This window comes from Cohnella boryungensis (assembly GCF_042651945.1).
In the GTDB taxonomy this organism is placed as follows: Bacteria; Bacillota; Bacilli; order Paenibacillales; family Paenibacillaceae; genus Cohnella; species Cohnella boryungensis.
This window is the reverse complement of the sequence record NZ_JBHSED010000055.1, coordinates 1-13,599: the sequence shown is the minus strand read 5'-3', so window position 1 is coordinate 13,599 and position 13,599 is coordinate 1. Positions and strand designations below refer to the sequence as shown.

The 13,599-nt window shown below is 44.0% G+C and carries 9 protein-coding genes; 8 read left to right on the top strand and 1 reads right to left on the bottom strand.

Translation table 11 applies throughout. The features are described 5' to 3' along the window. From ACFO1S_RS21680 to ACFO1S_RS21665, 4 genes are all read left to right on the top strand, one after another. Window positions 1-238: hypothetical protein (locus tag ACFO1S_RS21680; protein WP_378127561.1), on the top strand; the 238-nt coding region annotated here is incomplete at its 5' end. A 112-nt stretch (window positions 239-350) separates the two neighbouring features. Next, window positions 351-893, top strand: coding sequence for a GNAT family N-acetyltransferase (locus ACFO1S_RS21675; protein WP_378127560.1), 543 nt, complete (start codon window positions 351-353; stop codon window positions 891-893). Between the two features lie 563 nt (window positions 894-1,456). Further along, window positions 1,457-3,283 carry a histidine kinase gene (locus ACFO1S_RS21670; protein WP_378127558.1) on the top strand — a complete coding sequence of 609 codons (1,827 nt, stop codon included), beginning with the start codon at window positions 1,457-1,459 and terminating at the stop codon, window positions 3,281-3,283. Then, a complete protein-coding gene (locus ACFO1S_RS21665) occupies window positions 3,280-4,209 on the top strand; it encodes a response regulator (RefSeq protein WP_204606372.1) in 930 nt (309 codons plus the stop codon). Before ACFO1S_RS21670 ends, ACFO1S_RS21665 begins: the two co-directional genes overlap by 4 nt. 172 nt (window positions 4,210-4,381) lie before the next feature. On the opposite strand, the gene ACFO1S_RS21660 is transcribed toward ACFO1S_RS21665, so the two are convergent. Further along, a complete protein-coding gene (locus ACFO1S_RS21660) occupies window positions 4,382-9,481 on the bottom strand; it encodes an InlB B-repeat-containing protein (protein WP_204606373.1) in 5,100 nt (1,699 codons plus the stop codon). 747 nt (window positions 9,482-10,228) lie between these two features. On the opposite strand from ACFO1S_RS21660, the gene ACFO1S_RS21655 reads away from it, so the two are divergent. The 4 genes from ACFO1S_RS21655 (at window position 10,229) to ACFO1S_RS21640 (ending at window position 12,850) form a co-directional block, all read left to right on the top strand. Beyond that, entirely contained in the window at window positions 10,229-10,717 is a 489-nt protein-coding gene (locus ACFO1S_RS21655; RefSeq protein ID WP_204606375.1) for a hypothetical protein, read from the top strand. A 137-nt stretch (window positions 10,718-10,854) separates the two neighbouring features. After that, entirely contained in the window at window positions 10,855-11,385 is a 531-nt protein-coding gene (locus ACFO1S_RS21650; protein WP_378127556.1) for a hypothetical protein, read from the top strand. Window positions 11,386-11,479: 94 nt separating this feature from the next. Further along, complete coding sequence (locus ACFO1S_RS21645; RefSeq protein WP_378127554.1) at window positions 11,480-12,049, top strand: SF0329 family protein; 570 nt, start codon at window positions 11,480-11,482, stop codon at window positions 12,047-12,049. A gap of 327 nt (window positions 12,050-12,376) precedes the next feature. Further along, window positions 12,377-12,850 carry a hypothetical protein gene (locus ACFO1S_RS21640; RefSeq protein WP_204606378.1) on the top strand — a complete coding sequence of 158 codons (474 nt, stop codon included), beginning with the start codon at window positions 12,377-12,379 and terminating at the stop codon, window positions 12,848-12,850. Window positions 12,851-13,599 lie beyond the last annotated feature (749 nt).

Genomic DNA, 13,599 nt, shown 5'->3' with positions numbered 1-13,599 from the left:
ATCAATTTATTACAGAAGTTGTGCATTCATTAGAGGCATTATTAAAGGAACATGGAATTATTGGATACAGGAAGCAATGGTGCGCTCAGGATTTTCCTATAGTTATTTGCAATTAAAGTACTATCTCCTGCATAAGAGCAGTTTCCCGGTGGAAATTAATAACCCTGATGAGTGGATTGAAAAAATTGAATCAAAACTAAATGAAGAATTGGAATTAATTAATAAAATCATATTGTAAATTTATCAAGGAGTCAGTTACGTCATCTAACATGATGTTCACGCATCTGGACTTCGCCCTTCGGTTAAGCGAAATTCCCGCAATGCAAGTTCACAAGAACAGGAGAACAACAATGATCATTTTTCAGAACAATGAAATTTGTCTGAGAAGTCTTGAAGAACAAGATGCTGATTTACTTGTTAAGTGGCTCTCGGATCCCACAGTCCTTCAGTATTATGAAGGACGGGATCGAGCGCATGACAAAAAATTAGTTCAAAAGCACTTTTACGAGAATAGAGATGAAACTACACAATGCATTATTCAATATCAATCACATGATATTGGTTATTTACAGTTTTATTTGATAGATGAAGAAGAGATTGAGAAGTATGGTTACGTCGATTTCTACGGAAAGATCTTTGGAATGGATCAATTTATCGGGGAGTCATCATTTTGGAACCAGGGAATCGGGACTCAATTAATTAATGAAACAGTTAGATATTTGATCGATCAGCAAGAAGCGAAAAAGATTGTAATGGATCCGCAAGCATGGAACACAAGAGCTCTTAAGGTATATGAGAAGTGTGGGTTTACTAAGAAGAAGTATTTGGAGAAGCACGAATTTCATGAAGGACAATATAGAGACTGTTGGCTAATTGAATATGAAGAGCATTGATAGGGGATATTCGATGAAGGCGGGCACTTCACTTAACACCGTATTATGCGAACTTTTTTGACCCTTTAGAAATGCCCGAAACCCTTGCGCAGAAAGGTTTTACCTGTTTCCTCACTTCGCTTTTGTTGCCTTGTTTTCGCATAACTTTGATTTTTCAGTTTAGATATACGAATCAGGCGTTCGCAGGTTATGCGCAGAAAAGGATATACGCAACTGATTTTTTGGTGATATACGAAGGCTGACACTATAAGTCTGATTGAGAGAGATTCGAGAGTCGAGTATAAAGAAACCTGCGGCGTCTTTGAACTATTCCAAGTAGCGATCAATGATACTATAAACCTATGGATGATTATGATTGAATCTTATAAAATTTCAAAAAAATAGGGCAGATATAAAGATTGTTTAGTGTATGTGGATTACACGAATCATGACATCGAGTCCTCGCTCGTCCGGATCGTAAGCATGGATCCGTCGTGCCTGCTGGACAGATTGAAGGATGGACGGAACCATGGTAAAATTGCTCCAAGAGTCGACACCGTCCGAGTTTACTGGGGAGTCTGTTTATGAGATCGGAATCTACTAAATTTTCAATGAAAATCATGACCATTATTTTAGCTATATCGCTTTGCACCGCATTCGTTTTCGTCATTTACTTTCAGGATGCGAACAAATCCAAAGATGATATCAGTATGGAGATTTTAAAAGACAATTCAGGAAAAATGACCTTGTCCGATGTTAAAGACAGCGATCAATTCGTAGCTTTGCCTGGCAACTCTTCCAAGGTTGGCTATTCTTCGATTCGGTTATGGTTCAAAATAAAATTAAATCGGTATAACGCGGATGAAATCAATTACCTTACAATAAACAACCCTCTTTTTGAAGATGTAACGATTTACCTCCCGACAAGTAACGATTACGAAATAAAGCATTTCGGATACGCGTATAAGAGTAATTCCGATGAGATAGGCTATGTCTACCCCGCATTCAAAATCCCGCCTCATTTTGATCATAATAATCAGTACATATACATGACAAGTAAATCGTTATACGGTCAGAACTTTATTGTCCAGCTCGTAAATGACGATCACTTTAGAAAGACAAGCATGATAAACGTCTGGGTAGGGGGCATCTTATTCGGCGTTTTGGTGGCATTGTTTTTTTATCATTTGGTCACGGGCATAGCCATAAAAAACAAAACTTTTATAAAATACTGCTTTTTTGTTTTTACCACCTTGTTATGGAATGCAGCAACGACGGGCCTTCTAAACATCACGGGCTTCAAGTACGCCAATTGGATTGCGGAATATTCCGCGGGCATCGGCATTCTCATGTCGCTTGCCATCGCCATTTTTATGAGAGCGATTTTTCAGACCAAAACCAGGTTCCCCAAGATCGATTTTTGTTTAAAGCTGCTCATCGTTTACTTCCCCATCACTTTATTGCTGTTTCTTTTCATCAGTAAAGAGCTGGGAGCGTTTGGTGCGGGCGCATCTTCTGTGGTGTATGTAATGTATTTTATGATTATGTTTAAGGGCATAAGGAACAAAATCATTCGTTCACCGCAACTCATAACGGCATGGCTCTTGTGTATTGTGTCTGTAATCCTGTTTTATTTAACGGTTTTTGGAATGCTGCCGCAAAGTTACATTATGATTTATTACTTATTTTTTCTTTCTTGTGTGTCCGCTATCGCCTTTGCCCTGTCTCTCGCAGAAATCATAAATGATTTAAATGAAGAGAAGCAACGCAATCAAATTCTATTTGAAAATTCCGAAATTCAATCCAGGCAGTTTGAGCTTGCTTTCATACGGGCACAAATGGATCCGCATTTTGTTCACAACACCTTGAATGTAATAGAAGGGGTTATTGCTGAAAACAAAGAAAAAGCGGGAAGCTTGGTTAACGATTTATCCCACTATCTCAGAAATATATTCGATTACAGCAATTCGGAAAGATATATTTCTATCCATGAGGAGTTGGATGCAGTCAAGTTTTATGTTCGCATTGAGCAAGCCCGGTTCCCGGACAAAATATTTGTCAACTATGATATTGATCCAGACATTCAGTTGAAGGTGCCGCGCTTGGTTATCCAACCCTTGGTAGAAAATGCGATTAAACACGGTATACGCAAAAGGAAAATTGCAGGAACAGTCACGATCAGGGCTAAAGAGCTTGAACACGGCTACTTGATCGCGGTAGAAGACGACGGCGTCGGTATTGAAGAAGCGGACAAATATAATCTGCTTGAATACTCGCCCAACAAGGGCATTGGGCTTGCCCATATAAACGCGCGGCTTAAGGCCGAGTATGGAACGCAGCTTCAAATCGTCAGCGAGAAGGGTAAAGGAACTGCGGTTCGTTTTGACGTACCCATTAAGGAGCAACCATGAAAGTTATTATTATAGACGACGAATATTATGCGCTGCGGAACTTGAAAAGCAAGTTGGAAAAAATTGCGGATGTCGAAGTCGTTGCGATGTATGACGATCCTGCAGCAGCCTTGGAAGAAATGAGCAGCATACAGCCCGATCTTGCTTTTCTGGATATCGAAATGCCGGAGATCGATGGTATAACCTTGTTGGGGATGATGTTCAAAAAAAGACCGGATATGGATTTTGTTTTTACATCCGCTTACCATGCCTATGTGTCGGACACGCTTGAAACAAAAGCGTTGGATTTTCTCGTTAAGCCTGTGAAGTACGAACAGCTTTATGTCACATTGGAAAAAATAAAGAAGATTAGAAGCAAAAGCGACATGGGACACAAAATCGAGATGAAGTGCTTTGGCGATTTTGCCGTATTTATAGACGGGAAATTGATCGACGACAATTGGCGAACCAAAAAAACGGAAGAGCTTCTCGCCTATTTGCTGTGCATGAATGGCAAGTACGTGTCCAGAGAACGAATCATTCATGACTTGTGGCCTAATTTGGAGATGGATAGAGGTTATGCAAACTTATATACGACGCAATATAACTTAAAGAAGCGATTCGAATCTTTTGGAATCCATCATTTGATCAAGAGCAAACTCGGGAACATTTGGCTCAACCTCGAAGACATTAAAGTGGATTTGTTGGAGTTCGATCACTTCAGTAAAAGTTATAATGAAGATAAGAGTAAAATGGAAATCCTCGAGCAAATGGTGGAGCTGTACAAAGGCATGTTATTTGAAAACAAGCTTTATTCATGGATGTTAAGTATACAGCAACCTTACGAGGTAAGGTTCGACAATGCATTAAATACTCTGATCCAGTTTTATAGGGAACGCGGCGATGAGAAAAGAGCCAGTTACTATGAAATGAAAAAAATGCTCTGAACCAACAGCGTCCGGACAAGCATAAACGGCTATCGCCGTCCTGTGGACCGGCGGTTTAACGTTTATGTCGTAGCAATCAGATAGGTAAAAGCCCGATAATGCTTATAACTTCTGATTGTTAAATGAAATCGCCCGTCTGCTGTGACCAGCTGCGGGCGATTTTATTATGAACTTACTGTACGACAAAGGTATACGTCTTCTGAGTACCGTCCTGTGCGGTTACGATTAACGTGTCTCCGCTTTGCATAGAATATCCGTGAGAAATTTCTGTGTTGTTCTGGTCATAGACCTTATAGCTTCCATTTGGCGGTGCAGTTATAGCCAAAGTCATACCATAAGTAAACAGAGGAACGGTAATCGTCCCTGCGACCGGATCAATGTGATAGCTGGGCGATGTCGAGGTCAATGTTACGTCGTTGTACAGAATCGCATAATCCGTGGTCGTCGAATTTTGAGCGGTAACGCGTACGACCATACTTGAAGTGATATCGGCCGTCTGATCGGTTACAGGTGTCAAGGCTTGATCCAACGCTTGGGCAGTAGCGTGCGGGGATACCGTTAACCCGCTCAACAATTGACCTACGGTTAGGGTGCTCGGAACCGATAGGCTGCCCACAGTCACATTCCCGTACACATTGGACAGAACCGACTTGGCGCCGCTAAGCACCGGTACCGGTGACGATGACGATGGCGGCGGACAATGCCATTGTGCGGAATAGGAAACGTCTTGGGCCGGCATGGTGCTTGGAAGCGACGGTGACCAGCCGTATAGCGTACAGCTTGACAGGGAGACAGTTGGCGCTTCAAGAGGGGCTCCATACTGAACTTGATCTGTGGAGCCGCCAGTGCCTCCGTTTGCATCAAACGTCAATTTATAGCTATTGCGCTTGTAATAACGCACGATCGTGAGACTTCCATCGGCTGCAATCGTACTCGATTCTAGTGCTTTACCGCTGCTGTCATAAGCTGTGGTATGGTCATAGGTAAAGCCGGGATACGGCTGAACCGCTGGCGCTGCAAGCGCGCCAGTTGTCCCTTGATAACCTCCCATGTCGGCTTCAACATAAAGCGAAGTGCTTCCGAGACCTTGCAGCCTGTTCAAAACCTGGTAAGGCGTATCGGTACGTACCTTCCAGGTCGCTGTGTAAGTGGTGTCGCTTGACGGCATTGTGCCTGGAATCGCCTGTGACCAGCCCGCAAAGGTATAACCGGGTTTGGTGAAAATCGGCACTGCACTGTCGGGTACCTTCGATAAGCCTCTGGCCGAATAAATGATCGAGGTTCCGCCCGGATCGGCATAGAAAGTCATTTTGCGCTTGGTAGGCAGGTATTCGTAGCTCAGTTTCGCTAAACCGGTTCCAAATATTGTCATTGTTCGTGTTGGTGGTGTATCATAGCCTTGGATTGGGATCGGTACCGGCGAAACGGAAGCGCCTGCCGTACCGGAAAAGGTATCTTTTTTCTTGGTGGTGCGGTTCCCTGTATCGGGATCTATCGTAATGTAATCGACCAAGTAGGGTATATTTGTGTGCGGTGTCCATTGCGCATAAAGCGTTATATTCCCTGCTGGCATGGTGTCAGGAATGAGGTAAGGTTTCTTTCCCTCAGGATCCAAAGCCCATCCCTTGAATGTATAGCCAGTTCTTTTGGGCACGTTTGTTAATTTTTTTACATTTTTGATTGACGTGTTGACTGACTGAACGACCCGCCCGTACTCGTTTACCCGAACTTCCTCTCTTGGATCTTGACCGTTTATTAATGGGACATTAGGATTCAAGGTTATAGAGTGGTATCCGCTCTTGTACCAGGTCAAATTAATATTGCGCGAGTAGGGAAGGGAATTTAAACCTGTCGTTGAGCCTTTCCACGTTACGGTCATCTTGCTGGTGAGTTCTTGATCCGCGGCTGTCGGCGATACGGTTACACGGAAGGTCTTCGGATCGTAAGTAAACTTATTGTTATCAAACTTGATGGTGTAATTCTGTAGAAGATCTTTACCTATAATGATTTCGCCCGTTACCAGATTCAAATCGTTCAGTTTCAAGGCGTCCAAGATCGATGGGAAAACTTTCGCCTCCATGGCGAAAAAGGAAGGTGCATCTTTTTGCTCATAGGCGAAGCCGATGAAATGGCCATTCGGCGTACCGGCTCTATAGAGCGGCCAGTACTCACTAGAAAAGCGGTCGGAATACGAGTATGACCCGCCGAAGATCTGCGCCCCCCACTCTGCCTCCGCATACATACCGATCTCCAGAAACAGCGCGCCTAACGTTTTTGTCGGCGCCGAGGATGACTTTTCGTAATAGAAATACCCGTAGAGCTGGAGATAGGCGCCGCCCTCTGCCGTGATTCCGATACTGTCCAATTCGATATGAAACAAACCAGCCGCCAGTTCGAGACGAATTCCCGCCTTCAGCCCCAGAGTTCCCATCACGTAGAAATAGAAGTTATAAGTGCCGTCGCCCGGCAAATCCACCGTGCCGAAAGAAGGCGAGCCTTCGCTGAGTTTAAAGCTGGCGGTATATCTCTTCGCGGATTCATAGCTGAAGCCGATCCCTAAGGCAATATTCGGATTCATGCTGATGACAAAGCTTCCTTTAAAGTTGATATGAAGAAGACCCAATAACAGGTGTTTGTCGTATTCGAAGATTTCTTTCTCTACCAGATCTACCCAATCCGTCTCGTTCTCCAGCATCGCTTGATAGCTTTCCACCAACGTATTGGCGTCTACCTTGGCCGGGGAGGAAGGGGTCTGCTCCAGAACCGCTTTCAGCTGTGCCTTGATGTCTACTTTATTTTTGGCAGTATCCCAGATATTCGCCCAGCGATCACGTGGAGTATCCGCTGCCACGGTGCCGATCTGTGCAGACGCGTCGATGCTCGTAAACGTGAAGGCGTCCAGGTTGGCGCTGGCTTGATAGTCCTTGGGATACGGGAGATCGAAAAGTCCCAGATCGATATATCCCCAAACCGTATTGCCGTTTACACCCACGCTCAAGGAGATTTCTTCCGTAAATGCAGAGCTCATATGGATAAGGATATCATTGTCCGCGCCTGTCGAAACTTGAATATCGCTCGAAACGGCGAGATTCAGACGCAAGCCGCTCTTTCCCTGGAAGTGGGATAGCTTCGAGCCGATGTCTGCTGAAACCTGTAAGTTGTGCAAGGTGACTTCCGCATTCTCGTCTCCCGGTTCCACGGAGAGGATACGGACCTCCGGCTTTTTGTCTTTCGGCAAATCTGTTGGTGCGTTGGCTGCCATCAACGTTTTGAAGCTATCGGTTTGCAAAGCGGCAGTTGACAAATAGTTTGCGACTTCGTCGACAAATCCGCTGGCCATCGCTTGCCGCTTGATTTGCTCCTCCAAAGCGGCGATATCGGCTTGCGACAACAGGTCGGCTCCGTCAATCGTTTCCTGCTTATAGAAATTCAGGGCTTGAGTGATGTCATCTTGTATCGCATCGGTATAAGCAATTACATAATGATTCCCTGAGGTGGAAACGGACGTCACTTTTCCGTAGCCTGAAGAGGCTCCCGTACGCATATTGACGAGCGCGAGGAAGTCCCCGACTCTGGCAACGGTAGCGGCGTTAAGGCCCATAGGCGCATATTTGGCGTCGGAATAATCCATCGACGCCGGAGCGACCGTGATGGAGCGGTTCGTCCTGTCCCCGTCGGTGTCCGACGCAGGGTCGACCGGCAGCACGTGCGGTTTAAGCAGAACGTTCATTGGGTCCGCGCCGGTGTAGGAATAGATATTCCCGTTGATCGCAGTGATCGCTACATAGGCGATATCGCCATCATCGGAAGTATTCAATGTGCGCAGATCCGGACGAGTCCCTTCATAAACGGAGACGGTATCGCCCACCTTCAAGCGCGTATTTCCGTCATAGCGAAAGGTGCCGCTCGTAACTGGGGCCGAGTTCGGACCCGATCCGCCGCCAACGTTCGCGCTCATTACAGCGATCGAAGGGGAAGCGACCGATGCTCCATTTTGGGTCATATTAGAAATGTCGGAAAACTTCAAATAAACCATGTAAGGATTTAGAGGCAGCCGCATGACCTCTTTTTTGGCAATGCTAAAAATATAGTTTCTCGTCGTGGTGTCCTTACCTGTAAAAGTAAGATTTTTGTTCGTCAAAGTGATTTGATAGGTGCTGCCCTCTTCGAATGCACCGCTTTTTGCAGCTACAGTAAAGCTACCCTTCGAGCCAGTTACTGCAATTCCTGCAAAATCAGGATTGGACGGAGATTTGAATGTCATGCCGGCTTGAACAGTCGCCGCCGTCATTTTACCTGTAGAATCTTTCACGGCGATCCGAAAGTTCGGTGCCTGATCCATTGCGTATGCATTCGGAATGATTTTCACAGCATCATCGGGCGATGCAATATAATTGGCATACAAGGTCATGTCGCTCTTGACGGAATCGCCATTCATGACCGGTTGCGTAAAAGCACGATCCTTATACCAGCCATTGAAAATGTAGCCTTGCTTGAATGCGAGCGGAAGCTGATTAAGCGATTCGCCTCGCTTCAGACTCAGGCTGTCGATCGGCGAGCCGCCGTTCGGGTTAAAAGAAACCGTATAGGTTATGCCGTCGCTGGCCCTCGCGACTTTGTCCGTGCGCATAAAAATCACGGCCGCTTCAGCGCGCGTGGCCTTTGCATGCGGTTGGAAATTGCCGTTTGCATCTCCGCCAAACAAGCCGGCCTGCCAAAGCTTACCCGCAGCATCAACCGCCCATGGAGAAATATCGGATATGTCTTTAGGCTTGGTTGTCTGGTTGGTTGTCTGATAAGGGATACGATTGCTTTCAAAATATTTGAATATCATCATTGCCATCTGTTCTCTCGAAATAGCGGCGTCCGGCGAGAAGCTGCTGCTGCCGGTTCCGCTTGCAATGTCGCTTTCGATTGCCCATTGCACATAAGGCGCATACCAAGCGTCCGGCTGCACGTCCGTAAATGCGGAAGTCTTGTATTGACTCACATCCACTTTGGCGATTCGCCCAAGTACAGTAACAAACATGGCACGACTCATGGTTGCGTCAGGCGAAAAGCGATCTTTGCTTGTGCCGCTGAATAGGCCATTCTGCTTGACAAACATGACCGCATCGTAGAACCAGGCCGCTGGTGTCACATCTTCGAACGAGCTTTGAGGCACGGGCTGCGCGGATTCGACAGAAGTCGGCGAAGCGGCATTAATCGCAGGAGACATTGAGGTTACGAGTATACAAAACAATAGAAACAGACTTAATAGGCGTTTATACAAGTTCGATTTCCCTCCTCATAATCTTTCAACTTGCAGACAAATACCGATTTTACCAGACGGATCTAAATGGCATCTAAACAGAGTTCCGGCGAATGCGAATTCCGCTTCATCCAAAAATTGGATGTAGTGAAGGCAGTCGTGGAAAGCGCGTTGGCGTTTGAGGAGATCAATCGGGAGACTGGTATCGAAAGATAGTACGGTAAAGCTGTGGAGGTTACAATTAAGAGTACGTAAAGCGAGACCTTCGTCAAGCAGTCTGGGCAGCATTTTGAAGACGGCGGGAGGGAGTTCCTGCAGTTGCAGTTCCAATGCGACGAGATGCTGTCTGAGTTTTTCCAAGCCGTTGCGATCGCGAGGGATGCTCTCCTTGCAAAAGTTTCTGACTTTTGCAATCTTGAAGAAATAACTGTACAGCATCATTCCAATCCGAATTTAATTTGAAGCTTTCCTTGTTCGCCCCTGTGTCAGAATAGTTGTCTTACCCCTCAACAGCACGTATAGTGAGAAACAGAGAGGTCGAGGCAGGAGGACAATGAACCAAATGGACAAAGAATTGAAGCAGCGGATCGTAGAGTGATTAATGCCGCCTTGGCGCAGGGCTTAGTTAAGCCCGATGGCGAAAGATCAAGCGAGCGATAGAGTACACGGGAGAAGTTCTCCATCGTAGTGGAGACCGCGAGTTTAAGCGAGATCGAGCTATCCGGAATATTGCCGCGTCAAAGGGCTGTATGTCGAGCAGGTGGCCACATGGCGCGATGCCTGTTTGCAGGCGAGCAGGATGCAAAGGAACTGCGCGCGAAAGATCAGCAGCTGCGCGACCTTAGCTGGGAGCTAAAGCGTAAAGAAGCTGCCTTGACGGAAACCGCCGATCTGTTGGTGCTTCGAAAAAAAGGCCCGAGCGATCTGGGGATGTGGTATAACACAGAACACCGTTACAGCGGCTTGAATTTCCTGACACCGAGCCAACGACATGACGAGCTTGTGGAACAGATTTTCGATCGCCGCAAACAGGTTTATGAAACCGCAAAAGCGGCACATCCTGCTCGTTGGTCGGGGGACACACGCGACTGGAGACTCGTTTCGTATAACTTGTACGAAAAACCGGGTTATTTGAAGGATATTCGCGTTCCTCCGAAATCGCCGGAATTCCTTGCCCAGAATGGCTCGCATAACACCATATTCACGCTTCGGAGCGTTGCCGAGGAATCAGACTGGAGCATTTTCAGTTTACAGTGAAGCATAATCAGCCGGACACACCCGCACCACCTAACCGCATCGCGGTGGGTCCTTCGGACCTTAAGGTGGTGGGACATCGTGAATACAAGTGCGTTTCGGAAATCTTCTAAACAATATTGATTAAAGACGGTGCTAAAATGGATGACCAGATTATAAGAGCCAAGGAATTGTTTACTTCATACGATGGTAGTACATTCCAGATGTATCGGGATGGACTATTTGAAGAGTACAAGCAATATAACATACCTAAGCAATTAGAGATAAAATGGATTAACGAGATAATAGACCAAAGCATACAGGAACTATCCATTAGAGACTGTAAAACACTATTTCGATTAGATTCTATTGCAACTAATTATCAAGATAAGCGAATTCTCAAGGAAGTTCTATCATTTGCCTCTAGAAATGTAATGAGTTCAGATAGCATTGTTAGGCTTCTGTATGCTGAAAGAATTATTGAAATCATCCAAAAGACTAAAAAACAATTAGATAGAGACCTCAGAATCGAGGCATACAAAACGTCATTTACTCTTCTTGAAGATATTATCAAAAAGCCATTAATAATTGATCCAGGACATGAACTTGAAAATTACAATATAAAAGATAAAAAATCATTGAATGATCGAGCAAATAAAAGTATTGAAAGAATAAAGAATGATCTTAGCTAATTCTTTGAAGAGGAAGACTTCTTGGCTTAAGGGAGTTGGATAGTCGTGAATACTGGAACGTTAGGCAAAATCCCCCTGAATGGAGGTGAGGTATTTGCAGTGGAGTAAGATGAAAGAACAAATTGAATCAAGACTCTGTGACTCTCTGAAGGAAAGAGTCATTTTCAATAGTACTCGATATAGAGGGACTCATGATAAGGTTGGTAGATCGTGGATCACTTTTGATGATGAAATCATACATGATTTTTGCACTGTAAAGTTGCGATATAAATTAAATACTATAGCAAACAAGATCAGGGAAGAAACTAATTCTCTTGATTGGAGAAACCAAGAAAAGGACAAGGGGTACTACAGGGCATATAGAATTGCGGATGCAGAAATGGGAAGACAAGGGATATATAATCAGTTTGGATTTTATAAATCAATTGAAGAATATCTAAATTTATCAATTGACGAAGCAATGAAATCATCAAACCCAATAATTAAAGCAATATCTTGGTTTGATAAGAGATTAGGAAAGAGAAGACTGTTAAGCACTGAAGAAGATAGGCACATAATGGTGAATAAGTTTAGAAATATCAGACTTAAAGTTGAAGGCATAATCGATGATGACGGGAACTTCGTCTGCCACTATTTTCGCGCTGTGAGCCCTAGGCCTCTCTAATCGAAGTGTTTTCGAGGAGTTGAATCGGAATTGGAATGATTAAATGGGCATGGGATGAGGAAGATTGATTGTAATTCTAGGAGAAGCGGCATCGCCTAACATCATATTTACGCATCGGGCCATTCGGCCCTCGGTCTGGATCGGAGCTGGAGAGGATTCGATTGGAGTAACTTCTGAATTGCATGGAGCGGAATCAGCCGGATATATCCGCACCTACTAACTGTATCACGGCCGGTGCCTTGCGAGCCTTAAGTCGGTATGGAGTTGTGAATACAAGAAAAGTTGCGCAAATCTTTAGCTCCATTCAAGATCAAATGGGGGATGCTAATGAGAGTACACTATCCTTTTGTTTTTGTAGTAAATGAAAAAGAATATTTAAGTATTTGGTTTACTAACGATAATGATGGGTTTGTAATCGAAGATGGAAAGTTATTAATATTTGATAATATGACTAAATTAACCAAGTATATAGTTTTCAACGATTTAAATTTCGTTAATGAAATCACAAGATTATCTATAAATTTGATAAGGGGTTTGATGGAAAGCAAGAATGAAATGGATTGTACTGAGATGCTTAATTTTTGGAATACAATATCTGATCTGGCTAAATCGTCTGGAACTATTTATTTAGGTGATTCAAATGAGTTTATTGATATATACAACAAGCTGTTTTATGGGAATAATTTTCCTGCAGTAAGAGGCGATGGAGAATTATTTGTACCCGAATGGGAAACTGAGGAAATAGTGCGATTGGAAAAGATTATTACGGATGGGATTAGAGTACTTGAATTAATGTTGTAAGACTCACAACTAAGTGATCTAGTAATACTGAGCTTATTCAGGAAGGCGTACCCATTATCTAACACCATATCCACGCTTCGGACCAATTGGCCATTGGTTCGGACCGGAATTGGAGTGTCTCAGATACATAGAAGCAACAGTCGGACACATCCAACTCCCTAACCACGTCACGGTCGCCCTTCGGGCTTAAGGGAGTTGGACGTCGTGAATACTGGAACGCTATCGGAAACGTCCGAATGCATGAGAGATTATATATAACCTATAGTACAAAATTAAGCACTTGGAGGAGAGTTATAGTGCCAAATATCAAGCGAATTCTTTATGCTGTGGCAGTTTTTATAGTCCTATTAATCATCATTCAAGTAATTGTTAGTGCAATAATTACTTCAATAATTTCTGACGTCTTTATAAGGAGTCTCAGTACTCTCTTGATATCTGTAGGAATTTCATTTTATGTGACTCGGGGAATTATAAGTAGAAAGTCTCAAAGGAGATTATATTAAGCAACAAAGTGTTGCATGAAGAAAAATAAAAGATCAAATGAAATAGAAAAATCTCAAGGGCAATATCAGCATAAACAGTTCATAAGATCATACCTGCGAGTAATTCAAGGAAGCCGGAAACATCCGATAATACCGAATACAAAACGTTATCTGAAAGCCCCTAAATGCATTAATTTTCAAATACATTTATTTGTTGTATGATGAAATAGATAATTAGGGAAGCGAGGTTATTCTGTGATTCCTCCT

Bases quoted from the DNA above. Each gene is read 5' to 3' on its own strand.
- ACFO1S_RS21675 (WP_378127560.1), top strand. From the start codon at position 351: ATGATCATTTTTCAGAACAATGAAATTTGTCTGAGAAGTCTTGAAGAA.
- ACFO1S_RS21670 (WP_378127558.1), top strand. From the start codon at position 1,457: ATGAGATCGGAATCTACTAAATTTTCAATGAAAATCATGACCATTATT.
- ACFO1S_RS21665 (WP_204606372.1), top strand. From the start codon at position 3,280: ATGAAAGTTATTATTATAGACGACGAATATTATGCGCTGCGGAACTTG.
- ACFO1S_RS21655 (WP_204606375.1), top strand. From the start codon at position 10,229: ATGGCGCGATGCCTGTTTGCAGGCGAGCAGGATGCAAAGGAACTGCGC.
- ACFO1S_RS21650 (WP_378127556.1), top strand. From the start codon at position 10,855: ATGGATGACCAGATTATAAGAGCCAAGGAATTGTTTACTTCATACGAT.
- ACFO1S_RS21640 (WP_204606378.1), top strand. From the start codon at position 12,377: ATGAGAGTACACTATCCTTTTGTTTTTGTAGTAAATGAAAAAGAATAT.